Raw genomic sequence first — 25,223 nt, 5'->3', positions numbered from 1 at the left:
TGGAATATGTCTTTCAATATCGGCCTTAGCGGTCTCTATGCCGCCAACAAACAACTGGACGTGACCGGCAACAACATCGCCAACGTCGCGACCACCGGTTTCAAATCGTCCCGTGCAGAATTCGAAGACGTGTACTCGGCCACTCGCCTGGGCACCGGCAGCAAAACCATCGGTAACGGCGTGCGCCTGGCCAACGTCTCCCAGCAGTTCAGCCAGGGTGATGTGAACAACACCGGCAACGTGCTGGACATGGGTATTCAGGGCAACGGCTTCTTCATCCTCAGCGACAACGGTTCCCTGAGCTACACCCGTGCCGGTGCGTTCAAAACCGACGCTGAAAACTTTGTGGTCGATAACAACGGCAACCGTCTGCAGGGTTATGGCGTCGACTCCAACGGCAAGATCATCAACGGTGTGTTGACTGACTTGAAGATCGATACCTCGAGCCTGAAGCCGAACCCGACCACCAAGGTCGATCAGACGATGAACCTGAATTCGGCGGAAACAACGCCGACTGTGGCCACGTTCAGCCCGACTGACACCAACAGCTATAACAAGACCATCTCCACCAAGGTCTACGACAGCCAGGGTAACGAGCACACCATGGACCAGTACTACGTGAAAACGGGTACCAACGCCTGGCGTGTCTATACCTACATGGACGGTCGCTCCCCGGCCAACCCTGCAACCACGCCTCCAGTGCCGATCACCGCTGACATCACTTTCAACTCCGACGGCAGCATTAACACGCTGACGGCGGGTGCCGGCTGGACCCAGACTGGTAACACGTTGACCATGACCGGTTGGGTGCCAGGTGCCATTACCAACGCCGCAACGATTCCTGTGACCTGGGGCCCGAATGGTTCCGTCGCTGCCACTGGCGGTATCGCGTTCAACATGGCGCTGACCACTTCTTACAACTCGCCAACCGCCCGTACTGCCCAGTATCAGGACGGCTACGCCACCGGCCAGATCTCCAGCCTGACCATCGACGCCAGCGGCGTCATGACGGCCAACTTCAGCAACCAGCAAACCAAGGCCATCGGCCAGGTGGCGGTGGCCAGCTTCGCCAACGAGCAAGGCTTGCAGCCAGTGGGCGGTACCCGCTGGAAAGAAACCTTCGCCTCCGGTGTGGCCGGTGTCGATGCGCCGAAGACCGGTACTTTGGGGTCGGTCGTGTCCAACTCCCTGGAAGAGTCCAACGTCAACCTGACCAACGAACTGGTTGACTTGATCAAGGCGCAGAGCAACTACCAGGCGAACGCCAAGACCATCTCCACCCAGAGCACCATCATGCAGACCATCATTCAGATGACCTGACGCAGATAGCGCTGCATAAAGAGGCCCCTCGCAAGAGGGGCTTTTTTTATGAGCGGGATTTTTGTCAGGGGCTGAGGTTTTGGTTGTGCCGGCCTCTTCGCGGGCAAGCCTCGCTCCAGAATCGCGTTGATCATCTGGACGACGTATATCCTGTGGGAGCGTGGCTTGCCCGCGATAGCGTCAGAGCGGCTACCACATTCATCAAGGCAAAAGAAAACCCCCGACCAGCCAGAGGCTCATCGGGGGTTTCAGGTAAGCGCCTTGCAGCGCTCACCGGCTCAGCTTATTGGCAAGCTTCGCAATCCGGCTCGTCGATAGCGCAGGCCTTCGGCACTGGAGCAGGGCCGGCAGGAGCTGCCAGGACCGAGTCGTCACCGTGGTTACCGCCGCTGGAAACAGCGTTCAGCTTACCGGTGTTGATGGTCGACTTCTCGGTGCTGGTCGCGGCCAGGGCACGGAGGTAGTAAGTGGTTTTCAGACCACGGTACCAGGCCATGCGGTAGGTCACGTCCAGCTTCTTGCCCGAAGCGCCGGCGATGTACAGGTTCAGCGACTGAGCCTGGTCGATCCACTTCTGACGACGGCTTGCCGCGTCGACGATCCACTTGGTGTCCACTTCGAAGGCAGTCGCGTAGAGCTCTTTGAGTTCTTGCGGGATGCGCTCGATCTGCTGCACCGAACCGTCGTAGTACTTCAGGTCGTTGATCATGACCGAGTCCCACAGACCGCGAGCCTTCAGGTCGCGAACCAGGTACGGGTTGATCACGGTGAATTCGCCCGACAGGTTCGATTTCACATAGAGGTTCTGGTAGGTCGGTTCGATCGACTGCGATACGCCGGTGATGTTGGCGATGGTCGCGGTCGGTGCGATGGCCATGATGTTGGAGTTACGAATGCCTTTCTGTACACGGGCGCGAACCGGTGCCCAGTCCAGGGTTTCGTTCAGGTCAACGTCGATGTACTTCTGGCCACGCTGTTCGATCAGGATCTGTTGCGAATCCAGCGGCAGGATGCCTTTGGACCACAGCGAACCCTGGAACGTCTCGTAGGCGCCACGCTCGTCAGCCAGGTCGCAAGACGCCTGGATCGCGTAGTAGCTGACCGCTTCCATCGACTTGTCGGCGAACTCGACGGCAGCGTCGGAACCGTAAGGGATGTGCTGCAGGTACAAAGCGTCCTGGAAGCCCATGATGCCCAGGCCGACCGGGCGGTGCTTGAAGTTGGAGTTCTTCGCTTGCGGCACCGAGTAGTAGTTGATGTCGATCACGTTATCGAGCATGCGCACAGCGGTGTTCACGGTGCGTTGCAGCTTGGCGGTGTCGAGCTTGCCGCCCACGATGTGGTTCGGCAGGTTGATCGAGCCCAGGTTGCAAACGGCGATCTCGTCCTTGTTGGTGTTCAAGGTGATCTCGGTGCACAGGTTCGAGCTGTGAACCACGCCCACGTGCTGCTGCGGGCTGCGCAGGTTGCACGGGTCTTTGAAAGTCAGCCATGGGTGGCCGGTTTCAAACAGCATGGACAGCATTTTGCGCCACAGGTCTTTGGCCTGGATGGTCTTGAACAGCTTGATCTTGCCCGGGTACTCGGACAGGGCTTCGTAGTACTCGTAACGCTCTTCGAAGGCCTTGCCGGTCAGGTCGTGCAGGTCCGGTACTTCGGACGGCGAGAACAGGGTCCACTTGCCGTCATCGAAGACGCGCTTCATGAACAGGTCAGGGATCCAGTTGGCGGTGTTCATGTCGTGGGTACGACGACGGTCATCACCGGTGTTCTTGCGCAGTTCGATGAACTCTTCGATGTCCATGTGCCAGGTTTCCAGGTAGGCACAGACAGCGCCTTTGCGCTTGCCACCCTGGTTAACGGCAACGGCGGTGTCGTTCACCACTTTCAGGAACGGCACGACGCCTTGGGATTTGCCGTTGGTGCCCTTGATGTACGAGCCCAGCGCACGAACCGGCGTCCAGTCGTTGCCCAGGCCGCCTGCGAATTTGGACAGCATGGCGTTGTCGTGGATCGCGTGGTAGATGCCCGACAGGTCATCCGGCACGGTGGTCAGGTAGCAGCTCGACAGCTGTGGACGCAGGGTACCGGCGTTGAACAGGGTCGGGGTCGAGGACATGTAGTCGAAGGACGACAACAGGTTGTAGAACTCGATCGCACGGTCTTCTTTGTGCTTCTCTTCGATCGCCAGGCCCATGGCCACGCGCATGAAGAAGATCTGCGGCAGTTCGAAGCGGATACCGTCCTTGTGGATGAAGTAACGGTCGTACAGGGTTTGCAGGCCCAGGTACGTGAACTGCTGATCGCGCTCGTGGTTGATCGCCTTGCCGAGTTTTTCCAGGTCGAAGGACGCCAGAACCGGGTTCAGCAATTCGAATTCGATACCCTTGGCGATGTAGGCAGGCAGGGCCTTGGCGTACAGGTCGACCATTTCGTGGTGGGTCGCGCTCTCGGCGACTTCCAGGAAGCTCAGGCCTTCGGCACGCAGGGTGTCCATCAGCAGGCGAGCGGTCACGAACGAGTAGTTCGGCTCACGCTCGACCAGCGTACGGGCAGTCATCACCAGGGCGGTGTTGACGTCGGTCAGGGCTACGCCGTCGTACAGGTTCTTCAGGGTTTCGCGCTGGATCAGCTCGCCGTCGACTTCTTCCAGACCTTCGCACGCTTCGGTGACGATGGTGTTCAGACGACCCATGTCCAGAGGTGCAAGGCTGCCATCGGCGCGGGTGATGCGGATCGACGGGTGAGCCTGAACCGCTTCCTCGGCAGGCGTGTGCGCAGCACGCTCTTTGGCGCGGGAATCGCGATAGATCACGTAGTCGCGCGCCACTTTCTGCTCGCCGGCACGCATCAGGGCCAGTTCGACCTGGTCCTGGATTTCTTCGATGTGGATGGTGCCGCCCGAAGGCATGCGACGCTTGAAGGTTGCGGTGACCTGTTCGGTCAGGCGGGCAACGGTGTCGTGGATGCGCGACGAAGCGGCAGCGGTGCCGCCCTCAACTGCAAGAAACGCTTTGGTGATGGCGACGGTGATCTTGTCATCGGTGTAAGGAACGACAGTGCCGTTACGCTTGATCACACGCAGTTGGCCAGGCGCGGTGGCGGACAGATCCGAATTCGAATCGGCGGCCTGCGGCAAGGTGCCCTGCGGGTTCTCGCGAGTTGTGTCGGTTTGCATGGGGGGGTGTCTCCACATTCTCTATGTTTGTTTGGGCACCATCACGGTGCCCACCGTTCTGTCCTGAAGCACTACAGCCGACGAGCGTCGGGCATAACAACTTCGGGACAGTAGGAAAAAGGCTAATGATGCCGCTTCCTTGCCGAAGTCTTTGGCCGCGAGCCTGGGCTCGAAACCGGATTCCTTTCAGGGGTGCAGTAATGACTGCAACACCCGTACCGTTCTGGCCGTTCCGGCTTGAAAAAACGGTGCCATCCGCGCGTGCGGTTTGGGCTTGTAAAATCACGCTTGGTTCAACCATAAACAGGCAATAAAGCGCTTGAGTTTCTGGTCTGAAATGTGGTTGGGCTTTTAAGCAAAAACCCTACATGTAGGGTTTTTTTTGCGCCGTGCTACAAGATAATGCGTTTTTGGGGGTGTTGCAACGTACTGCCTGTGGATAAACCTGTGCGTAAATTGTGAGTGAAAGGTGGAACGCGCGTGTAAGCCGCGACGCTGCTGGCGCGGACTATTTTTCATCGATTTTCAATGATCAAAAACGGCGGGACGGATTTTTAAGGGCGCGAACCCTATCACAAAAAACCGTTGTGTCCGAACGCATTTACCGGCTTGTGTTCCCGGCGAGCGACGTTTATACAATCGGGCAATGCATACGCATTCTTATCCTCCCCAATCATTACAAAAAGACGGGCGGATCCTTCCTTATCAGTGTTGTTGGCAAGTAGAGGTCACCGTGGAGCAAGAAGCCTGGCAGGTATTGATTGTCGAAGACGACCAGCGTCTGGCTGAACTGACCCGCGACTATCTGCAAGCCAATGGCTTGCGTGTGGCGATCGAAGGGAATGGCGCCCTCGCCGCGGCCCGTATCATCAAGGAACAGCCTGATCTGGTGATCCTCGATCTGATGCTCCCTGGTGAAGATGGCCTGAGCATTTGCCGCAAGGTTCGCGACAAATATGACGGCCCGATCCTGATGCTCACCGCGCGCACCGATGACACCGATCAGATCCTCGGTCTCGACCTCGGCGCCGACGATTACGTCTGCAAACCCGTTCGACCACGCCTGCTGCTGGCGCGCATCCAGGCCTTGTTGCGGCGCAGTGAAACCCCTGAAACCGCTCCGGAAAAACAACGGCGCCTGCAGTTCGGCCCCTTGGTGGTGGACAACGCGTTGCGCGAAGCATGGCTGCATGACAAAGGCATCGAGTTGACCAGCGCCGAGTTCGATTTGCTCTGGCTGCTGGTGGCCAACGCCGGGCGTATTCTGTCCCGCGAAGAAATTTTCACCGCGCTGCGCGGTATCGGTTATGACGGCCAGGACCGCTCCATCGACGTGCGTATCTCGCGTATCCGCCCCAAGATCGGCGATGACCCGGAGCATCCGCGGCTGATCAAAACCATCCGCAGCAAAGGCTATCTGTTCGTTCCCGAAGCCTGCGCAGACGTGTCGCTGTGAACTCGATCTTCCTGCGCATTTATGGCGGCATGTGCGCGGCGCTGATTCTGGTGGCCGTACTCGGTGTGCTGGCCTTGCACCTGCTGAACCAGGTGCGCAGCGAGCAGTACCGCGAGCGCCTGGCCCACGGCACGTTCTCGCTGATGGCCGACAACCTGCAACCGATGAACGAAACCGAGCGCCACCGCGCCTTGCTGGTATGGGAGCGCTTGCTCGGGATTCCGCTGGCGCTCAAGACCTTCCCTCAAACTGACCTCGACTTGACCCAGCGCACCCGCGTGCTGCACGGCCAGGCACTGGTGGAGCAGACCGGTCCGCATGCGGCGAAGGTTTACCGCTTGGTCAGCGACAAGGAACAACTCGTGCTCACCGGGGAAGTCCAGCAGATCAGCGAACAACTGGCGCGCGCGACCATTTACCTGTTGGCCGATGAATTGGTGCGCTATCCGGTGGCCGAGCAGCCCAAGCGTCTGGCGCAATTAAAGGAAGAGAAGGGGTTCGGCTTTGATCTGCGGCTGGTCACAGTCGATCAGGCTGATATGGACGAAGACCAGAGCCGCCGCGTGTCCGAAGGCGACACGGTGATGGCGCTGGGCAAGGGCGGCGATTCGATCCGGGTGTTTGCCGGCATGGTCGGTACGCCGTGGGTGCTGGAAATCGGTCCGCTGTATCAGATGAATCCTTACCCGCCCGAGTGGCTGGTGCTGATCGCGGCCCTTGGCCTGAGCCTGATCGGTTTGATTGTCTATCTGTTGGTGCGCCAGCTGGAGCGCCGTTTGCGCGGGCTGGAAGCCGCCGCCACGCGCATTGCCCAGGGCAGCCTGGAAACCCGTGTACCGGCCCGCGGCGCGGACTCAGTGGGGCGCCTGGCCTCGGCGTTCAACGGCATGGCCGAGCACTTGCAGCAATTGTTGGCGATTCAGCGAGAACTGGTGCGTGCCGTGTCCCACGAATTGCGCACGCCGGTGGCGCGCTTGCGTTTTGGCCTGGAAATGATCGGTTCGGCCACCACGCCTGAGGCGCTCGAAAAATACCGCGACGGCATGGACCACGACATCGAGGACCTTGATCGGCTGGTCGACGAGATGCTCACCTATGCGCGGCTGGAGCAGGGTTCGCCGGCATTGAATTTCCAGCGGATCGACCTGGATGCGCTGGTCAATCAGGTGATCGAGGAACTGGCGCCGTTGCGCGCCGAGGTCACGGTGCAGCGTGGTTTGTGCCTGTCGGCCGCCGATTGCGACGGCGCCTGGGTCGAGGCCGAGCCGCGTTACCTGCACCGGGCATTGCAGAACCTGGTGAGCAACGCCATGCGCCACGCGCAGTCACGGGTGACCGTCAGTTATCAGGTGGGGCAGCAGCGTTGTCGGGTGGATGTCGAGGACGACGGACCGGGCGTGCCGGAAACCGCGTGGGAGAAAATCTTCACCCCGTTCCTGCGCCTCGATGACAGCCGGACCCGCGCTTCGGGTGGGCATGGGTTGGGATTGTCGATTGTGCGGCGGATCATCCACTGGCATGACGGGCGAGCGTTGATCAGCAAGAGCAAAAACCTGGGCGGGGCCTGTTTCAGTTTGAGCTGGCCGAGGAATCAGGAACGGCGTTGAGGTTGGGCACATGACAGGGGCTTCAGGCCTTGATACTGACCAGACTCAACAACTGCCCATCCCTCACCGCAAACTGCGCATCCAGCTCCGTGCCGCTACGCCATTCACCGGACAGGTCAGTCAGCAACCGCAACCGCACTTCACCGCCCTCGCTCCACTCCAGCATTTCGGCGTGTTCGAAGTAGAAGCGTTTTTGGACGATCGGGTAGAGCGCCTTGAACAGGCTTTCCTTCACCGAAAACGTCAATGTCACCCACATTGCCAACTGATCGCGAGCGCCAGCGGCCATGCGCTGCAACTCAGGCCCGGTCAGAATTTCCCCGGCCAGGCGTTCGGCCCGTTCAGCGTCGAGCAGGTTTTCCAGGTCCATCCCCAAACCGCGCCAATGGGCCTTGTTCGCGACAATTGCCGCGGCCCGGCCGGTGCTGTGGGTGATCGAACCAGTGATATGTGCGGGCCACACCGGTGCGCGGTCTTCACCAATGGCCGGAATGAAACTCAGCCCTTCCAGTCGTTGCAACGCGGCCCGAGCGCAAACCCGCCCGGCGAGAAACTCGGCCTGGCGCTTGGCCACCGAACGCTGGATGCTCGCGGGCGGCTCGATGGCGCTGCGCTGGAAATCATCGCTGGCCAGTTGCGCGGTATCGAAGTGAGTGCCCAGCAAGACTGTGTCGGGCAGCACAAACGGCAGCGGCCAATGGGCGTCGAGTGGGGTGCAGCAGGTGGGTAGGGCGGGAATGGGATTCATGACGGGCATTTTGCCGTCTGGCGCGATGGCTGGGTAGTGGCAGCAGGGCTTTTGTGGCGAGGGGGCTTGCCCCCGTTGGGTTGCGAAGCAGCCCCAAAACCTGCAATCGCATTCCGACAGATGCACTGCGTTCGCCGGTTCACGACTGCTTCGCAGCCGAACGGGAGCAAGCCCCCTCGCCACAGGGAGCAATGCCCGGCTCAATGCTGTTGGTGTGTCAGCTAAATATTTTCTTGAAAAACGCCTGCATGTCCGCCCACGACTTCTCATCGGCGGCCTTGTTGTAACCAATGTCCGGCCCGCCATGATCGCCGTGGCTCAGGCGATCTGCATCAGGGTTGCTGAACCCATGCTTGGCGCCTTCGAGGCTGACGAATTTATAGTCGGCACCGGCCTTGTCCATTTCCGTTTTGAACGCCGTCACGTTATCCGCGGTGACCATGCTGTCCAGAGCGCCATGCTCCACAAGGATTTTCGCCTTCACACTGCCAGGCGCAGCCGGCGTAGTGGTCGCCAGCGCACCGTGGAAACTCACCACGCCCGCCAGTGGCAATCCCTGGCGTGCCGCATCCAGCACTACCTTACCGCCGAAGCAATAACCGATGGCCGCCAGTTTGTCCGGATCGGTCTGCGGCTGTTTCTTCAGCAGATCGAGCCCGGCCTGAAACCGCGCGCTGGCCGCCGTGCTGTCCTTCAACGCTGCTTGCATGAACGCCATGGCGTCCTTGGGGTGTTCGGTGTTCTTGCCATCGCCATACATGTCGATCGCCAGCGCGCTGTAACCCAAACCGGCCAGATCACGGGCGCGGCGCTTGGCGTAGTCGTTGAGGCCCCACCATTCGTGCACCACCACAACGCCGGGGCGTTGGCCTTTGATGGCGTCGTCGTAGGCGTAATAGCCAATCAGCTTGGTGCCGTCGGTACTTTGGTAAGGGATTTCCTGAGTCTTGATGGCTGCCTGGCTGAGCCCGCTGAGGGCCAGCAATACGAGGGTGAGGAATACGCGCATGGTTGGACCTCTTTATATGAAAGCGTCAAAACAGCGTAGTCGATTTGATTCAGCTCAGGTTCAGAGTGCGTTCAGGGGGAGTTCAGGGGCGGGTGCGTAACCTTGCCCCGTACCCAAAAAGCACATAGCGCATGAGGAAACTTCCCAATGACTACTTTCAAAAAACTGCTTCTGGCTTTCACCGTGATGGGCGCCAGTGTGGCGGCCCACGCCGATACCACCAATTTCGCCGGCCTGACCTTTGGCCAGACCAGCGACAAGGTTAAAAAATCCAACGCCCTGAACGACAACCTCAACCACCCGAACGCCGACGGTGTCATTGGCAAGGACAACACTTGGGGCGTGCGTCTGGGTCAGCAAGACAGCAAGGGTCGTTACTACGCCACTTACGACAACGTGTCGGGCTCGCACAATGGCATTAAACTGCGTCAGGAAAACCTGCTGGGTAGCTACGATCTGTTCTACCCGGTGGGCGGCAGCACCAAACTGTTCGGCGGTGCCACGGCCGGTTTGACCAAAATGACTCAGGAATCGCCAGGTTTCAGCCGCGACAGCGACATCGGTTACGCCCTCGGTGGCCAGGTCGGCGTGTTGCAGCAAGTTTCGCAAAACACCTCGGTCGAGTTGGGTTACCGTTACTTGCGCAGCAACGCCAGCACCGAGATGAGCGAACGCGGTGGCAGCAAACAGGGTTCGCTGGATTTGACCAGCAGCGCCCAGACTTACCTGTCCGCCAACTACGCTTTCTAAAAAACGGTTCGCGGCCAGTCGGTTAAGCCGCGGAACCTGTGGGAGGTTCCGTGACTTGATTGACTGGCATCGTCCTGTCAGCCGTCAAGATGCGTGCCTTAGGGCGCGTCATGTCTTTGGAGACGTTGAGTTGCCCCGGAGAGCCTTATGAAATTGCTGGTCGTCGAAGATGAAGCGCTGTTGCGCCATCACCTGCAAACCCGCCTGACGGAGAGCGGCCATGTGGTCGAGTCCGTGGCCAATGCCGAAGAGGCGTTGTACCAGACCGGGCAATTCAACTTTGACCTGGCGGTGATCGACCTCGGTCTGCCGGGCATGGGCGGGCTCGACCTTATTCGTCAGCTGCGCGCCCAGGGCAAGAGTTTTCCGATCCTGATCCTCACCGCGCGCGGCAACTGGCAGGACAAGGTCGAAGGCCTCGCCGCCGGTGCCGACGACTACGTGGTCAAGCCGTTCCAGTTCGAGGAGCTTGAGGCGCGGCTCAATGCCCTGTTGCGCCGCTCCAGCGGTTTCACCCAGTCGACCATCGTCGCCGGGCCGCTGTTGCTGGACCTCAACCGCAAACAGGCGTCCCTCGATGAACAACCGCTGGCACTGACCGCCTACGAATACCGGATCCTCGAGTACCTGATGCGGCATCACCAGCAAGTGGTGGCCAAGGATCGCTTGATGGAGCAACTCTACCCGGATGACGACGAGCGCGATCCGAACGTGATCGAAGTGCTGGTCGGCCGCCTGCGCCGCAAACTCGAAGGCCCGGCCGGCTTCAAGCCGATCGATACCGTGCGTGGCCTCGGCTACCTGTTCAATGAGCGCTGCACTTGATTCGATCCCTTCGCGTCCGTTTGATGCTCGCCGCCACCATCCTGGCGGTGTTGTTCATGCTGGCGTTGCTGCCGGCGATGCAGGGCGCGTTCAGCCTGGCGTTGCAGGATTCCATCGAGCAGCGCCTGGCATCGGACGTCACCACGCTGATCTCCGCCGCCCGGGTGGATAACAACCGCTTGCAGATGCCGGCGCAGCTGCCCGACGAGCGCTTCAACCTGACCGACAGCCGTTTGCTCGGCTACATCTATGACCGCGAAGGTCATTTGGTCTGGCGCTCGAAGGCCACCCAGGAAGAGATGATCAACTACAAGCCGCGTTACGACGGACGCGGTAACGAGTTCGCGAGGATTCGTGAGGCCAATGGCGAAGAGTTCTTCGTCTATGACGTCGAAGTCAAACTGCTGGGCGGTAAAAGTGCGGCGTTCAGCATCGTCGCGCTGCAACCGGTGCGCGAGTACGAAGTCACCCTCGAAGGCCTGCGGGAAAACCTTTATCTGGGCTTCGGCGCGGCGTTACTGGTGTTGCTCGTCTTGCTCTGGGTCGGCCTGACCTGGGGCTTGCAGGCGTTGCGCCGGCTGAGCCAGGAACTGGACCAGATCGAGGGCGGCACGCGTGAAAGCCTGAGTGAAGAACATCCACGGGAACTGCTGCGCCTGACCGGCTCGCTCAACCGTTTGCTGTACAGCGAGCGTGAGCAGCGCAGCCGCTATCGCGATTCCCTCGACGACCTGGCCCACAGCCTGAAAACCCCGCTGACCGTGTTGCAAGGCGTCAGCGAAGACATGGCCCAGAAGCCGCAAGAGCGCGATCAGGCCTGGGTGCTGCAAACCCAGATCGAGCGCATGAGCCAGCAAATCAGCTATCAACTGCAACGCGCCAGCCTGCGCAAAAGCGGCCTGGTGCGCCACCAAGTGCGCCTGCAACCGGTACTCAAAAGCCTCTGCGACACCCTGGACAAGGTCTACCGCGACAAACGTGTGCGGGTCGCTTTCGATCTGCCCGATCAATGTTACGTACCGATCGAGCAGGGCGCCTTGCTGGAAATGATGGGTAACCTGTTGGAAAACGCCTATCGCCTGTGCCTGAGCGAGGTGCGCATCAGCGTGCGTGAAACCCTCAGCGGCATTGAGCTGTGCGTCGAAGACGACGGCCCCGGTGTACCACCAGACCAGCGCGCACGGATTCTCGAGCGCGGCGAGCGGCTGGATCGCCAGCATGCGGGGCAGGGGATTGGGTTGGCGGTGGTCAAGGACATCATCGAAAGCTACAGCGCCAAGCTGACACTGGGGGATTCGCCGATGGGCGGGGCGGCGTTCCGGATTCATTTTCCGGTGGTTTAGTTATTGGCTGGGCTGGCCTCATCGCGAGCAGGCCGGTACAGCCACCAAAAGGCTCGGTGTCAGACCGCTAAACAAGCACTGTTTAAACGACACTTCCAGATACTCACTCAGGCTACACATTCTTGCGCCGCTGCCTACGACTACGCCAGAATCCGCCGGCTAGTGCGCCTGGGGCGCGGGCTCTATCCTTTGCCGGTCGCTGACGAATCAGCGATCGGGTTTAGCGATCCGATCCCATACACAGACGCAAAAGCGCCCAAGTTCTGATTGCAGTTTTTAGTGCCTGCAATTCGCGTAATGGTGGCTGTGCGTGGGAGACCTTCGAGTCTACCCGGGGTTTCTGTGACCCGGATCGCTAACCTGCGTACAGCCGCCACCTTTACTTGTTTAGCGATAGGTTGTGGCGGCTCAACCAACCACGGAGTTTCGCCATGTTCAAACCTACACCCAACCCACCTGAAACCGATCCGACATCCCCCTACGAATCCCTCGATTCGAAAAAACTCAACGAAGCCGCCGACCGCGCCCTCGATTACTACCTCAAACCGGACATTCCCAAAGACACCAAGCGCAAACCCAGCACCATTTACCATGTCGGCACCGAGGTCGATAACGAAACCCTGCTGGTCAACGCCTGCGAATCCCTGGCGTCAGCGAGCATGATGCTCAGTGAGTTCGCCGGATTGATGGACATGCCACATCGCAACATGATGTTGGGGATTCAATCGGTGGTCATGCTCGGGGAATTGGCGGTGAATCGGGTGCTGGATAACCTCGATCCGCGAGGCTAGCGAAGAACCTGTGGCGAGGGGGCTTGCTGTGGCGAGGGGGCTTGCCCCCGTTCGGCGGCGCAGCCGTCGTAAACCAGCATCTGCGGAGTACCTGAAAACATGCGGTTGCAGGTTTTGGGGCCGCTTCGCAGCCCAACGGGGGCAAGCCCCCTCGCCACAACAGCATGGCTGTCTGCAAAGTTCTGTGGTGTTTTTCCGGGCCTCATCGCGGGTAAGCCCGCTCCCACAGGTTTCGACTTCTGACACAAAATTTGTGAACAACACAGCCTCCTGTGGGAGCGGGCTTGCCCGCGATGGGGCCAGTCAATTCAACCGAAATATCAGTTCTCTTGGGCGCGATAGGCCCCAGGCGTAAGCCCCGTCCACTTCTTGAACGCCCGGTGAAACGCCGACGGCTCGGAAAACCCCAACTGCTCGGCAATCTGTTGCAACGACAGATCCGCCCGCCCCAGGTGATAAATCGCGATGTCCCGGCGCAACTGGTCCTTCAATTCCTGAAAACTCGTGCCTTCTTCGCGCAAATGCCGACGCAAGGTTTGCGGGCTGATGTGCAGGTGCGCGGCCACGGCTTCCAGGTCTGGCCAGCGCGCACTGTCACGGCTGAGCAAGCGTCGCAACTGGCTGCTCAGACTGTCGCCTTCATCGGGGCGCGATAGCAGGTCGGCGGGGGAGCGCTCAAGGAAGTGCTTGAGGGTTCGTTCGTCCTGTAACAGCGGCATGCTCAGGTAGCGACTGTGGAACAGCAGGCTACTCTGAGTAGTGGAGAACGTTAGCGGGCAAGAAAACAGCAAGTCGTATTCGGCCCCGTGCTCGGGCCTCGGGTAGCTGAATGTGGCGTGCTCCAGACGAATGCGCTGGCCGATCAGCCAGCTGCCGAACCGATGCCAGATCACCAGCAGGCTTTCGCTGAGGAAGTGGTCCGGGTCCCACAGCGGCGAATCGTCGAGGCTCAGGCGAATCATCTCGCCTTCTCGGCTCAGCGTCAGACGCGGTGCCCCGGGAAACAGGCTGTAAAACAACAGGCCGCGATTGAGCGCTTTCTCCAGCGTGCGGCAGTGGATGACGGCGTGGCACATCATCGCGAAACTGCCGGGTTTGCTCGGCGCCTGCCCGAAGCCCAGGTATTCGTCGTCCAGGGCCAGCCACAATCCCTGGATCAACCGGGTGAATTGTTCAGGCGCGATTCGCGCGCGCGGTTCGTCGAGCAACTCGGGGCTGATCCCCAGTTGCTGCAGCAGGCTCGAATAGTCGTAGCCACGTCGACGCGCGCCACCGAGGGCGGCACGGGCGAAATGGCTGGCGATGGTGCGTTCACGCATAAGAGGGCAGGTCCGTGCACTGAGCAATGGATGGTAGCGGTGCCCGTCGATGATGGACAAGGCGGATATCCGCCAAATTGCAGGACGAGGTTTGGCTGGTTGGCGGAAATCCGCCACATCGTTGTAACCAGTCGGTGACGAAAAAAAACCTGTAACCCTTGATGTCAAAAGGCTCGCAGGCTTTTTGGCGAATGTGGCACGGGCCTTGCGATACAAGCCACAGATGCCTGCCACCACGCAGCTCGACAAAACAAATCCCTCCAGTGCAGGAGGGTTCGCAATTGAAGTGTCTTGGGCAACATGATGGATGTTGTCATCGGGCACTCTTGAGGAACTTTGCAATGACGACTCGTCAGCCACTGTACAAATCCCTGTATTTCCAGGTGATCGTTGCCATCGCTATCGGCATCCTGCTCGGTCACTTCTACCCGCAGACCGGTGTAGCCCTCAAGCCGTTGGGTGACGGGTTCATCAAACTGATCAAAATGATCATCGCTCCTATCATCTTCTGCACCGTTGTCAGCGGTATCGCGGGCATGCAGAACATGAAGTCGGTCGGCAAGACCGGCGGTTACGCGCTGCTGTATTTCGAAATCGTTTCGACCATCGCCTTGCTGGTCGGTCTGGTAGTGGTCAACATCGTGCAGCCGGGTAACGGCATGCACATCGACGTCACCACGCTGGATGCCTCCAAAATCGCTACCTACGTGGCTGCCGGTGCGGATCAAAGCGTCGTTGGTTTCCTGCTGAACGTGATCCCGACCACCATCGTCGGTGCGTTCGCCACGGGCGATATCCTGCAAGTGCTGATGTTCTCGGTGATCTTCGGTTTCGCCCTGCATCGCCTGGGTGCTTACGGCAAGCCGATCCTGGACTTCATCGATCGCTTCGCCCACGTGATGTTCAACATCATCAACATGATCATGAAGCTCGCGCCACTCGGTGCCTTCGGCGCCATGGCGTTCACCATCGGTGCCTACGGTGTGGGTTCGCTGGTGCAGCTGGGTCAACTGATGGCCTGCTTCTACATCACCTGCCTGCTGTTCATTCTGGTCGTGCTGGGCGGTATCGCTCGCGCTCACGGCTTCAGCGTGCTGAAAGTGATCCGCTACATCCGTGAAGAACTGCTGATCGTGCTGGGTACTTCCTCTTCGGAGTCGGTACTGCCTCGCATGCTGATCAAAATGGAGCGTCTGGGTGCACAGAAATCCGTGGTAGGTCTGGTGATCCCGACCGGCTACTCGTTCAACCTCGACGGTACTGCAATCTACCTGACCATGGCGGCCGTGTTCATTGCTCAGGCAACCGACACCCACATGGACATCACTCACCAGATCACTCTGCTGGTGGTGTTGCTGCTGTCCTCCAAAGGCGCTGCTGGCGTGACCGGTAGTGGTTTCATCGTACTGGCCGCTACCTTGTCCGCCGTTGGCCACCTGCCGGTTGCCGGCCTGGCGCTGATCCTCGGCATCGACCGCTTCATGTCCGAAGCCCGTGCCCTGACCAACCTGATCGGTAACGCGGTTGCCACCATTGTTGTGGCCAAGTGGGTCAAGGAACTGGACACCGACGTGCTGCAATCGGAGCTGGCTTCCGGTGGTCGCGGCATTGCCGACGAGCCTAAAGACGATGTTTTGGGCCACGTCGAAGGGGCAACCCCGACGAACGCCAAGTAAGCCTTGTTGTAATAAAAAACCCGCTTCGGCGGGTTTTTTAATGCCTGCGATTTGAGCACAACGGTCACCGCCGCTGACGCATCAGGTGATTGCTGCAATGTCCCGGGCTGCCTAGGCTTGGGGGATCGTATTGGAGAACACTCATGCTCGGTCCACTGGCATCACTCAAGGTTCTGGATTTTTCGACATTGCTGCCGGGGCCGTTCGCCTCGTTGTTGCTGGCAGACATGGGCGCCGAGGTGTTGCGCATCGAATCGCCGACCCGCATGGACCTGCTGCGGGTGCTGCCCCCCCATGATCAAGGCGTGTCGGCCAGCCACGCCTACCTCAATCGCAACAAGCGCAGCCTGGCGCTGGACCTCAAGCAGCCCGAGGCGCTGGAAGTGATCAAGGCGTTGCTGCAGGACCACGACATTGTGCTGGAGCAGTTCCGTCCCGGCGTGATGGATCGGCTTGGCCTGGGGTACGAAGCCTTGAAGGCGATCAATCCGCGGCTGATCTATGTGTCGATCACCGGTTACGGCCAGACCGGCCCTTACAAGGACCGCGCCGGCCACGACATCAACTACCTGGCACTGGCGGGGCTGGCGAGCTACACCGGCCGTGCCGATAGCGGCCCGTTACCGTTGGGCATGCAGGTGGCGGATGTCGCGGGCGGTTCGTTGCACGGGGTGATCGGGTTGCTGGCGGCGGTGATCGCACGACAGCAGACAGGGCAGGGGCAGCATCTGGATGTGAGCATGACCGACTGCGCCTTCAGCCTGAACGCCATGGCAGGTGCCGGGTACCTGGCCTGTGGTGTGGAGCCGGGCAGGGAAGATCAGTTGCTCAATGGTGGCAGCTTCTACGACTACTACCGCTCGCGCGATGGCCGCTGGTTGTCGGTGGGCAGTCTGGAACCGGCGTTCATGCAGCAACTGTGCACGGCGCTGGGCCGTCCGGAACTGGCGGCCGAGGGAGTGTCGTCTGACCCCGCCCGGCAACAAGCGCTCAAGGACGAGTTGAAAGTCGAATTCGAAAAACATGACTTTTCCCGGTTGTGTGAACTGTTTGCCGGGGTCGATGCGTGTGTCGAACCGGTGTTGAGTCTGGGCGAAGCGGTGCGGCACCCGCAGTTGCAGGCGCGGGAGTTGGTGACTGAGGTGCCGCGCGGCGATGGGACGAGCCAGGCGCAGATGGCTTGTCCGTTGAAGTTTTCGGACGGCTTGCCTGAGCCTCGGCAGATTGGCGCGACGCTGGGAGCGCATACCGATCAGGTGTTGGGGGAGTTGGGGTTCAGTGTTGAGCGGATCGAGGAATTGCGGCGTGCCAAGGTGGTTGTGTAGCGCCTGATCAGACGCCATTACAACTCCCACTACTCGACCCGCATCTCGCCACTGAACACCAACGTACTGCGACAACGCCGGCACAAATACCGTCGCCCCTGGCGCACCAGGCTGTGGCGCTGGGCCGAAAACGGGAAATCGCTGTCGGCGCACGGGCATTTGTAGATGTAGCGGGTCACGCTGCGGCGTTTGACGTCGTAGGTGTGGCAGCGGTTGGGCGGCAGTTCATAAACACCGCGCATGATCAGTTGCCACTCTTCACCATGGGGCTGGATGCGGTCGCCGAACAGTTGATGGGCGATCAGGTGCGCGACTTCATGGGCCACGGTCTGCTTGAGGAAATCTTCGGTGTTTTCCCGGTACAGCTGCGGGTTGAAGCGCAGCAGGTTCTCGTGCAGATGCGCGACACCGGCTTTTTGCCCGCGCAGCTTGAGGCTCACCACGGGGCGTTTGAAAGGTCGTTTGAAAAAGGATTCAGCTTGTTGGAAACAGTCTTCGACGCGGGTATTGAGTTGCTCGGGCATGCTTGATGGATCTCCAGAGGCGTCGAGTATGCCGCAACCTTCGAGGCTTGCGAATCGTCGAGGCGCCGAATGGTCGTCGCCGCTTCCTGTCGTCGAGCCCTCTATCCCGGAGCTCTTTATGCTGAGCATTAGAAGGCCGCCTTGCGGCGGCCTTGTATTGGCAGATCTTGATTGTTATGTGGGCGGTCGGTTGTCAGTTGGTATAGACGGGGCCCACGCCCAGGCCCCAGACAATCACGGTGAACGCCATGATGGCCACCAGCACCACCAGTCCTACGGCGAGCACCGAACTGGAAAACAGGAATCCCTCGTCCGACGGAATGTTCATGAACGTTGGCAAGCCTACATATAGCAGGTACACCGTGTAGCAGACGGCTGCAGTGCCGACGATCATCCCCAACCACAAGTGCGGGTACAGCGCCGCCAGGCCGCCGATGAACAGTGGGGTTGCGGTGTAGGTGGCGAACGCGACACAGCGTGCCAGGCTCGGATTGGCGTCATAGGTACGGGCCATCCAGTGGATGAACGCACCCATCACCGCGACACCGCCAAGCATCGCCAGGTACGACATGACGGTCATCCAGAGCGCGCTTTCCATAGTCAGCATCACCGGCGCCCGATTACCAATGACCCAGCCGACCTGCGTGGTGCCGATAAACGCCGAAACGGCGGGGATCGCCGCCAGAATCAGGGTGTGCGTCAGGTACATGTGGCTGATGCTTTCCTCCTGGTCGCCACGGATTTCTTTCCATTCCTGGTCAGGGTGGGTGAAGAGCCCCACTACGTGATGGATCATGCCAGTCACTCCTCTTGTTGTTGCCATCGCCCCCCAGCGGAGCGCTTACGGGCCAAAGTGGCCAGGTAAGTACAGGTCTGAATACGTGTGCGACCTTATGCCGCAGTATAGAAAGGAGTTACCGGAAATAGTGCGAGGGGCTTAGAGCAAATCGCGCTGTAAACAATCTTGTTAATCGCCGCCAGGTCTGTGCCTGTTAAACCCTGTGGCGAGGGGGCTTGCCCCCGTTGGGTCACGAAGTGGCCCCCAATCAGTCGACTATATTTTCCAAGAGGAACCGCAGTGTTTGTTTTACGACTGCTGCGCAGCCGAACGGGGGCAAGCCCCCTCGCCACAAGTGCAATGTTTTTGCGTAAAATGCCGGCCTTTCGTCACACCTCACGGATTTCGCGTCATGGGCACTCTTACGGTCAATCAGAACAAACTGCAGAAGCGCCTTCGCCGCCTGGCCGGTGAGGCTATCGCCGATTTCAATATGATTGAAGACGGCGACAAGGTCATGGTCTGCCTGTCCGGTGGCAAGGACAGTTACACCATGCTTGATGTGTTGATGCATTTGCAGAAAGTCGCGCCGATCAAGTTCGAGATCGTGGCGGTGAACATGGACCAGAAGCAGCCGGGTTTCCCTGAGCATGTGCTGCCGGCTTACCTCAAGGAACTGGGCATCGAGTACCACATCGTCGAGAAAGACACTTACTCGGTGGTCAAGGAGCTTATTCCTGAGGGAAAGACCACCTGCTCGCTGTGCTCGCGCCTGCGTCGCGGCACGCTCTACACCTTTGCCGATGAAATCGGCGCGACCAAAATGGCCCTCGGTCACCACCGTGACGACATAGTCGAGACGTTCTTCCTGAACATGTTCTTCAACGGTTCGCTCAAGGCCATGCCGCCGAAGCTGCGCGCCGACGATGGTCGCAACGTGGTGATCCGCCCGTTGGCCTACTGCAACGAAAAAGACATTCAGGCCTACTCGGACCTCAAGCAATTCCCGATCATTCCGTGCAACCTCTGTGGCTCCCAGGAAAACCTGCAACGCCAGGTGGTCAAGGAAATGCTCCAGGAGTGGGAACGCAAGACCCCGGGCCGTACCGAAAGCATTTTCCGCAGTTTGCAGAACGTGATCCCCTCGCAACTGGCGGACCGCAACCTGTTCGATTTCACCAACCTGCGTATCGACGAAAGCGCCGCTTCGCGGTTCGTCAATGTAGTAAACCTCTGAACAAAATTGTGGGAGCGGGCGTTGTGGTGAGGGGGCTTGTCGGAACGCCGCATCGCCACGGGTCGCTCCCACAGGTGATTCTTATTCCTCAGGAGAGGGCATGCGCGACTACAAGTGGCTGCACGAGTACTGTCTGAACCGCTTCGGTTCGGCAGCTGAACTGGAAGCCCATCTGCCCGTTCCCAAGACCCCGGCGCAATTGCGCAAGATCAGCGATGACCGCTACCTCTCGACCATGGCGTTGCGCGTGTTTCGCGCCGGGCTCAAGCACAGCCTGGTAGATGCCAAGTGGCCGGCGTTCGAAGAGGTGTTCTTCAAGTTCGACCCGGAAAAAGTCGTGCTGATGAGCGCCGAACACCTGGAGCGCCTGATGCAGGACGCGCGAATCATCCGCCACCTGGGCAAGCTCAAGAGCGTGCCGCGCAATGCGCAGTTCATTCTGGATGTCGCACATGAGAAGGGCAGCTTTGGTGCCTTGCTGGCTGAGTGGCCAGTGACCGATATCGTCGGCTTGTGGACCTACCTGAAAAAACACGGGCATCAGTTGGGCGGGTTATCGGCACCGCGATTCTTGCGCATGGTCGGCAAGGATACCTTCGTGCCGAGCTACGACGTGGTGGCGGCGCTGAATGCGCAGAAAATCGTCGACAAAGTGCCAAGCAGTTTGCGCGACCTGGCTACGGTGCAGAATGCATTCAACCAGTGGCATGAAGAGAGTGGTGGGCGGCCGATGAGCCAGATTTCGATGATGCTGGCGTACACAGTCAATCATTGATACCGAGTCGCCCCCATCGCGGGCTTGCCCGCGATGGCGATATGTCAGGCGACAGAGATCTCGCCTTCACCGGCCAGTTTGCGGTTCAGCTGATACCGCCACCGCACATACAGCAGCGCCGAGCAGAACACCGCCAGGCTCGCGGCCATTTCCAGCAAACCGAACAGCTGCCGGTTCGGGTCATACGCGGCCAATGCGCCCTTGATGAAATACAGGTTCACCACAAAACACATCCACGAATGCCCGCGGGCGCTGCCGATGATCATCCCCGGCGCCAGCAACAACAACGGCACCAGTTCGATCAACAGAATCACCCACGGCCGCGCGCCATGCAGGTCGGCGAACACCAGATAGTAGGCACAGAGCAGCCCCATCAGGCCAAAAAAACACAGCAGGCTGATGATGCGCATCGCCTTGACTCGCGGTTCAAGCCATTCGATGGAAGGCAGAATCTTCGGCTTCTTGGCCACGTTAGCGCTCCAGTTTCTGCGCGGTTTTTGCCAGACGCAGGCCCAAGGCCCGGCACAGTGCGACTTCATGTTCGTTCAAGCCGCTTTTGCCGTCGGCCCCGGCGTGATGGCTGGCACCGTAAGGCGTGCCGCCGCCACGGGTTTCCAGCAGCGCCGATTCGCTGTAAGGCAGGCCGGTGATCAACATGCCATGGTGCAACAGCGGCAACATCATCGACAACAAGGTGGTTTCCTGGCCGCCGTGCAGGCTCGCGGTCGAGGTGAAGACCCCGGCCGGTTTGCCCACCAGGGCGCCGGTCAGCCACAGGTTGCTGGTGCCGTCGAGAAAGTACTTGAGCGGTGCGGCCATGTTGCCGAAGCGGGTCGGGCTGCCCAGGGCCAGGCCGGCGCAGTTCTTCAAATCGTCGAGGCTGGCGTACAGCGCGCCTTCGTCGGGAATGTCCGGCGACACGGCTTCGCATTCGGTGGAGATCGCCGGCACCGTGCGCAACCGGGCTTCAAGGCCGGCCTGCTCGACGCCACGGGCAATTTGCCGGGCCATTTCATTGGTCGAGCCGCTGCGGCTGTAATACAGCACCAGAATGTACGGCGCGCTCACGGCAGCAACTCCAGCACTTGCTCCGGCGGACGGCCGATGATGGCTTTGTCGCCGACTTCGAGAATCGGCCGCTCCATGAGTTTCGGGTGCGCGGCGATGGCGGCGATCAGTTGCGCCTCGCTCAAACTGCTGTCAGCCAGGTTGAGGGTTTTGTACTCGTCCTCGCCGGTGCGCAGCAGTTGCCGGGCGCCGATGCCGAGTTTGCTCAGCAGGCTCTGGATTTGCGCGGCGTCCAGCGGCGTTTCCAGGTAGCGGACCACCGTCGGGGTCAGTCCACGGGCTTCGAGCAGTTCGAGCGCACCGCGGGATTTCGAGCAGCGCGGGTTGTGATAAAGCGTCAGATCGGTCATGTGCGGGTCGCATCTTGCGTAAGGTGGCGGCTATTCTAACTGTGCGGCGCGTAATCCAGAACCTTGGGAGGCGATGGGTCGCAGACGATTCCATTTTTGACAAGGATTGAGACATGAAAAGGCGACTGGCAGCGGCATTGGCGATCATGGGGGCGTTATTGCTGGGGGGCTGCGGCAACGACTATGGCATTGACCAGAACGGCCACAAAATCGCCGCCGAGCGCCTGGACAAACAATGGCTGGTGCTCAATTACTGGGCCGAATGGTGCGGCCCGTGCCGTACCGAGATTCCAGAGTTGAACGTGCTGGCCGGGCAGCTCAAGGGTAAGAAGATCGGTGTGTTCGGGGTCAACTTCGACAATGTACAGGGCGAAGAGCTGAAAAGTGCCAGTGAGAAACTGGGGATCACGTTCACCGTGCTGGCCCAGGACCCGGCCGACCTTTTCGAATTGCCGCGCAGTGAAGCGTTGCCGGTGACGTACATCATCGATAACAAGGGCAAGGTGCGGGAACAGTTGATGGGCGAGCAGACGGCGGCGGGCGTGATGGCGAAGCTTGAGGCGTTGCAGGCGACCAACTGATTGCGCAGGGCGATTCGCGGAACACCTGACAAAACAAGGTGACTGGGTTTAGGGCTGCTTTGCAGCCCAGCGGGAGCAAGCTCCCTCGCCACAGTCATTCACTTGGCTACAACCGAGGGTGATCAACCCTCTTCAAGCCACCAACGCAACGGCTTGCCTTCGGCCGGCCAGAAGCGCATCTGGTCGATCGGCGAAACGTCCCAACGCTGGACGTTTTCCAGTGCCTGCAGGAATCGTTTCTCCTGCTCCATCAGGGCCGGTGCGCAGAGTTTGCGGGTGCTGCCTATCTTGCCGAAGCTCAGCTTGTCGCCTTCCAGGGAATACGGCGCGAACCAGTGGTTGCAGCCGCCGTTGCCGTAGGCCCGACCGTCTTCACCGAGGGTGACGGTCAGGTGGCTGTAGTCCATCAGCGGACGCTCGCCGATCCATTCCAGAATATAGCTGCGGTTGTGTTGCAGTTGCGCAGGTGTAGCGGCGCAACCCAGCAGGCTGGCACCAACCATCGTGGTCAGGGCAAGGTGTTTCATCACGCAGGCTCCTGGCATTTCGGGCACAGGTGCTTCTCGGCGACAGTCGTCCAGCCCAATTCGGCAATTCGCGCGGTGGCTGCCGGTTTTTCGGCCTTGTTGCCCAGCTTGGCGTCGACCGCGAACTCAAAGCTGAGCTCTTTGGCGCAGCTGTCGCAATTGACTTGCCAGGTGTGGATCGCCAGTTCGCCGAACACCGGACCACTGGCCACCGCGACCCATTGGCCCGGCGGGTTGATCAAGTGGCGAACCGTTTCGACGGTCAGGCGCATGGACAAGTCCTTGCTGCCTTTCAGGGTCACTACCAGCACGTCGCTATTACGAATCGAGCCGCCGTTGCCGGTGACTTGATAACGCCCCGGCACCAGGGCGCGGCATTCGGTGAGAGTGTGTTGCGGGTTCATCAGGCTGTAGCGGAAATCGTGTTCGACCATGGGTCCTCCAAATATGCGCGGTATGCTAGCACGAGCATGAATGCAGCATGGCGCGGGCATGTGACCTTCGATCCGGTTCAAATTACTTGTCGACTCATGGCACACTGCTACTTTTGCATTTCTAAGGAACGGACATGGCGTTAATCGAGTGTTATGAATGTAAGCAAAGCATCAGTACCACGGCGCCTGCTTGCATTCATTGCGGTGCACCTGCGGTAACGGTGCAAGCAGCCACTTCGACGGCAGCGCCGGTGCAAACACCGCTTTCTTTCGGGCGTTTGCCGAGCAATGAGAGTGTGCCTCGGGTAACCCCAGCCGCGTTCGGGCGCAAACGAAAAACCGAAGTCCAGGCCGAAGTCACTGCACCGGCGCTCAGTGGGCCGCGTCCGGTGGCACTGTGGCTGAAACTGATGATTTTCTTTCTGCCACCCTTTTTTGTCTGGTTCCTGCTACGTCCCGGACATTCCCTGCGGCAACGCTTGATAGGTTTCGGCTGGCTGGCTCTGATGATTATCTTGTCCAAGGCCTGAGCCCCGATCAGCGCTCGACCCGGTTCTGCGGCGTACCGGCGGCCCAGGCCGCGATGTTCTGCAGGGTCGTCGCGGCAATCGCGCCCAGGGCTTCGCGAGTCAGGAAGGCCTGGTGAGCCGTGACGATCACGTTCGGGAAGGTCAGCAGGCGCGCCAACACATCGTCTTGCAGTGGCAGGTCGGAACGGTCCTCGAAGAACAGCTGCGCTTCCTCTTCATACACATCCAGCCCCAGATACCCCAGTTGACCATCCTTCAGCGCATCGATCAGCGCCGGCGTGTCGACCAGGCCACCGCGCCCGGTGTTGATCAGCATCGCGCCGGGCTGCATGTGCGCCAGTGACTCACTGTTGATCAAGTGTTTGCTCTGCTCGTTGAGCGGGCAGTGCAGGCTGATGATCTGCGACTCGGCCAGCAATTGCGGCAAGCTCAGGTAGCGCGCGCCGAGGGCTTCGACCTGCGGGTTCGGATAGGGGTCATAGGCCAGCAATCGGCAGCCGAAGCCGTTCATGATTTTCGCGAAGGTCGCGCCGATTTGCCCGGTGCCGACCACGCCAACGGTCTTGCCCACGAGGTCGAAACCGGTCAGCCCGTGCAGGCTGAAATCGCCTTCTCGGGTACGGTTGTAGGCACGGTGCAGGCGCCGGTTGAGCGCCAGGATCAGCGCCACTGCGTGTTCGGCCACGGCATGGGGCGAGTAGGCCGGGACCCGCACAACCGCCAGCCCCAGGCGTTTCGCCACCGCGAGGTCGACATGGTTGTAGCCGGCCGAGCGCAAGGCAATCAGGCGTGTGCCGCCCGCGGCCAGGCGTTCGAGTACCGGGGCGCTGAGGTCATCATTGATGAAGGCACAGACAACCTCGTAATGCTCCGCCAGCGCCGCCGTGTCGAGGCTCAATCGCGCCGACTGGAAATGCAGCTCGATGCCGGCGGGCAGGTCGGCTGCGAGAAAACTGTCTCGGTCGTAGGTCTGGCTGCTGAAAAGAATCGTGCGCATGCTGTCCTCCTGGAAGTCTCAAACCTTGTAGCAGCAGCTGCTACACAGAATGTATTTGAGCTTAGCCTTCCAGGC

25 protein-coding genes are annotated in these 25,223 nt (G+C 60.0%); 13 read left to right on the top strand and 12 right to left on the bottom strand.

Annotated features, from left to right (window positions below; translation table 11 throughout):
* Window positions 1-6: 6 nt before the first annotated feature.
* Window positions 7-1,320, top strand: a complete 1,314-nt coding sequence (gene flgE / locus ACZ9BB_RS16865; protein ID WP_476214715.1) for a flagellar hook protein FlgE — start codon at window positions 7-9, stop codon at window positions 1,318-1,320.
* Window positions 1,321-1,603: 283 nt separating this feature from the next.
* Here flgE and ACZ9BB_RS16860 read toward each other — a convergent pair whose 3' ends face one another.
* Window positions 1,604-4,498: a ribonucleoside-diphosphate reductase subunit alpha gene (locus ACZ9BB_RS16860; RefSeq protein WP_476214714.1), complete on the bottom strand. Its 2,895-nt coding sequence runs from the start codon at window positions 4,496-4,498 to the stop codon at window positions 1,604-1,606.
* A 733-nt stretch (window positions 4,499-5,231) separates the two neighbouring features.
* Here ACZ9BB_RS16860 and ACZ9BB_RS16855 point away from each other — a divergent pair.
* Together ACZ9BB_RS16855 and ACZ9BB_RS16850 are read left to right on the top strand one after the other, a co-directional pair.
* Window positions 5,232-5,954, top strand: a complete 723-nt coding sequence (locus tag ACZ9BB_RS16855; protein ID WP_476214713.1) for a response regulator — start codon at window positions 5,232-5,234, stop codon at window positions 5,952-5,954.
* Window positions 5,951-7,561 carry an ATP-binding protein gene (locus ACZ9BB_RS16850; RefSeq protein WP_476214712.1) on the top strand — a complete coding sequence of 537 codons (1,611 nt, stop codon included), beginning with the start codon at window positions 5,951-5,953 and terminating at the stop codon, window positions 7,559-7,561. Before ACZ9BB_RS16855 ends, ACZ9BB_RS16850 begins: the two co-directional genes overlap by 4 nt.
* Window positions 7,562-7,583: 22 nt before the next feature.
* On the opposite strand, the gene ACZ9BB_RS16845 is transcribed toward ACZ9BB_RS16850, so the two are convergent.
* Together ACZ9BB_RS16845 and ACZ9BB_RS16840 are read right to left on the bottom strand one after the other, a co-directional pair.
* Window positions 7,584-8,309 (bottom strand): 4'-phosphopantetheinyl transferase family protein, encoded by a 726-nt coding sequence (locus tag ACZ9BB_RS16845; RefSeq protein WP_476214711.1) that lies wholly within the window; start codon window positions 8,307-8,309, stop codon window positions 7,584-7,586.
* A 217-nt stretch (window positions 8,310-8,526) separates the two neighbouring features.
* Entirely contained in the window at window positions 8,527-9,318 is a 792-nt protein-coding gene (locus ACZ9BB_RS16840; RefSeq protein WP_476214710.1) for a dienelactone hydrolase family protein, read from the bottom strand.
* A gap of 147 nt (window positions 9,319-9,465) precedes the next feature.
* Between ACZ9BB_RS16840 and ACZ9BB_RS16835 the strand changes: the two genes are divergently transcribed.
* From ACZ9BB_RS16835 to ACZ9BB_RS16820, 4 genes are all read left to right on the top strand, one after another.
* Window positions 9,466-10,068, top strand: coding sequence for a hypothetical protein (locus tag ACZ9BB_RS16835; RefSeq protein ID WP_476214709.1), 603 nt, complete (start codon window positions 9,466-9,468; stop codon window positions 10,066-10,068).
* Between the two features lie 147 nt (window positions 10,069-10,215).
* The gene (locus tag ACZ9BB_RS16830) at window positions 10,216-10,893 is read left to right on the top strand and encodes a response regulator (RefSeq protein WP_476214708.1); all 678 of its coding nucleotides are present in this window, start codon (window positions 10,216-10,218) and stop codon (window positions 10,891-10,893) included.
* Window positions 10,890-12,236: an ATP-binding protein gene (locus tag ACZ9BB_RS16825; RefSeq protein ID WP_476214707.1), complete on the top strand. Its 1,347-nt coding sequence runs from the start codon at window positions 10,890-10,892 to the stop codon at window positions 12,234-12,236. Before ACZ9BB_RS16830 ends, ACZ9BB_RS16825 begins: the two co-directional genes overlap by 4 nt.
* A 431-nt stretch (window positions 12,237-12,667) precedes the next feature.
* Window positions 12,668-13,027 (top strand): DUF6124 family protein, encoded by a 360-nt coding sequence (locus tag ACZ9BB_RS16820; RefSeq protein WP_183678954.1) that lies wholly within the window; start codon window positions 12,668-12,670, stop codon window positions 13,025-13,027.
* A gap of 320 nt (window positions 13,028-13,347) precedes the next feature.
* Here ACZ9BB_RS16820 and ACZ9BB_RS16815 read toward each other — a convergent pair whose 3' ends face one another.
* Window positions 13,348-14,346, bottom strand: a complete 999-nt coding sequence (locus ACZ9BB_RS16815) for an AraC family transcriptional regulator (RefSeq protein WP_476214706.1) — start codon at window positions 14,344-14,346, stop codon at window positions 13,348-13,350.
* Between the two features lie 341 nt (window positions 14,347-14,687).
* On the opposite strand from ACZ9BB_RS16815, the gene ACZ9BB_RS16810 reads away from it, so the two are divergent.
* Window positions 14,688-16,022, top strand: a complete 1,335-nt coding sequence (locus ACZ9BB_RS16810; protein ID WP_476214705.1) for a dicarboxylate/amino acid:cation symporter — start codon at window positions 14,688-14,690, stop codon at window positions 16,020-16,022.
* 143 nt (window positions 16,023-16,165) lie between these two features.
* Window positions 16,166-17,347, top strand: a complete 1,182-nt coding sequence (locus ACZ9BB_RS16805; protein WP_476214704.1) for a CaiB/BaiF CoA transferase family protein — start codon at window positions 16,166-16,168, stop codon at window positions 17,345-17,347.
* Between the two features lie 29 nt (window positions 17,348-17,376).
* Here ACZ9BB_RS16805 and ACZ9BB_RS16800 read toward each other — a convergent pair whose 3' ends face one another.
* Complete coding sequence (locus ACZ9BB_RS16800; protein WP_123407102.1) at window positions 17,377-17,871, bottom strand: SprT family zinc-dependent metalloprotease; 495 nt, start codon at window positions 17,869-17,871, stop codon at window positions 17,377-17,379.
* Between the two features lie 193 nt (window positions 17,872-18,064).
* Window positions 18,065-18,667 (bottom strand): Yip1 family protein, encoded by a 603-nt coding sequence (locus ACZ9BB_RS16795; RefSeq protein ID WP_476214703.1) that lies wholly within the window; start codon window positions 18,665-18,667, stop codon window positions 18,065-18,067.
* Window positions 18,668-19,061: 394 nt separating this feature from the next.
* Here ACZ9BB_RS16795 and ttcA point away from each other — a divergent pair, with 394 nt between their 5' ends.
* Both ttcA and ACZ9BB_RS16785 read left to right on the top strand, forming a co-directional pair.
* Window positions 19,062-19,886, top strand: coding sequence for a tRNA 2-thiocytidine(32) synthetase TtcA (gene ttcA / locus ACZ9BB_RS16790; RefSeq protein WP_476214702.1), 825 nt, complete (start codon window positions 19,062-19,064; stop codon window positions 19,884-19,886).
* 100 nt (window positions 19,887-19,986) lie between these two features.
* Complete coding sequence (locus tag ACZ9BB_RS16785) at window positions 19,987-20,661, top strand: DNA-3-methyladenine glycosylase I (RefSeq protein ID WP_476214701.1); 675 nt, start codon at window positions 19,987-19,989, stop codon at window positions 20,659-20,661.
* Between the two features lie 44 nt (window positions 20,662-20,705).
* Here ACZ9BB_RS16785 and ACZ9BB_RS16780 read toward each other — a convergent pair whose 3' ends face one another.
* From ACZ9BB_RS16780 to arsC, 3 genes are read right to left on the bottom strand one after another with little or no spacing between them, the layout of a single operon-like run.
* Window positions 20,706-21,131, bottom strand: coding sequence for a DUF2069 domain-containing protein (locus ACZ9BB_RS16780; protein WP_476214700.1), 426 nt, complete (start codon window positions 21,129-21,131; stop codon window positions 20,706-20,708).
* Between the two features lies 1 nt (window position 21,132).
* Entirely contained in the window at window positions 21,133-21,729 is a 597-nt protein-coding gene (gene wrbA, locus ACZ9BB_RS16775; protein ID WP_476214699.1) for an NAD(P)H:quinone oxidoreductase, read from the bottom strand.
* Window positions 21,726-22,079 (bottom strand): arsenate reductase (glutaredoxin), encoded by a 354-nt coding sequence (gene arsC, locus ACZ9BB_RS16770; RefSeq protein WP_476214698.1) that lies wholly within the window; start codon window positions 22,077-22,079, stop codon window positions 21,726-21,728. The genes wrbA and arsC overlap by 4 nt, the downstream gene beginning before the upstream one ends.
* Window positions 22,080-22,192: 113 nt before the next feature.
* On the opposite strand from arsC, the gene ACZ9BB_RS16765 reads away from it, so the two are divergent.
* Window positions 22,193-22,660, top strand: coding sequence for a TlpA disulfide reductase family protein (locus ACZ9BB_RS16765; protein WP_476214697.1), 468 nt, complete (start codon window positions 22,193-22,195; stop codon window positions 22,658-22,660).
* 122 nt (window positions 22,661-22,782) lie between these two features.
* Here the strand turns inward: ACZ9BB_RS16765 and ACZ9BB_RS16760 are convergent, their stop codons facing one another.
* Both ACZ9BB_RS16760 and ACZ9BB_RS16755 read right to left on the bottom strand, forming a co-directional pair.
* On the bottom strand, window positions 22,783-23,187 hold the full coding sequence (locus tag ACZ9BB_RS16760; RefSeq protein ID WP_476214696.1) for an META domain-containing protein: 405 nt from the start codon (window positions 23,185-23,187) through the stop codon (window positions 22,783-22,785).
* The gene (locus ACZ9BB_RS16755) at window positions 23,187-23,621 is read right to left on the bottom strand and encodes a hypothetical protein (RefSeq protein WP_476214695.1); all 435 of its coding nucleotides are present in this window, start codon (window positions 23,619-23,621) and stop codon (window positions 23,187-23,189) included. Before ACZ9BB_RS16755 ends, ACZ9BB_RS16760 begins: the two co-directional genes overlap by 1 nt.
* Window positions 23,622-23,755: 134 nt before the next feature.
* Between ACZ9BB_RS16755 and ACZ9BB_RS16750 the strand changes: the two genes are divergently transcribed.
* Window positions 23,756-24,151, top strand: coding sequence for a hypothetical protein (locus tag ACZ9BB_RS16750; protein WP_476214694.1), 396 nt, complete (start codon window positions 23,756-23,758; stop codon window positions 24,149-24,151).
* 7 nt (window positions 24,152-24,158) lie between these two features.
* On the opposite strand, the gene ACZ9BB_RS16745 is transcribed toward ACZ9BB_RS16750, so the two are convergent.
* Window positions 24,159-25,148, bottom strand: a complete 990-nt coding sequence (locus tag ACZ9BB_RS16745; protein ID WP_476214693.1) for a 2-hydroxyacid dehydrogenase — start codon at window positions 25,146-25,148, stop codon at window positions 24,159-24,161.
* Window positions 25,149-25,223 lie beyond the last annotated feature (75 nt).

This window comes from Pseudomonas sp. TE3552 (genome assembly GCF_056278945.1).
This window is presented reverse-complemented; position numbering and strand designations above follow the sequence as displayed.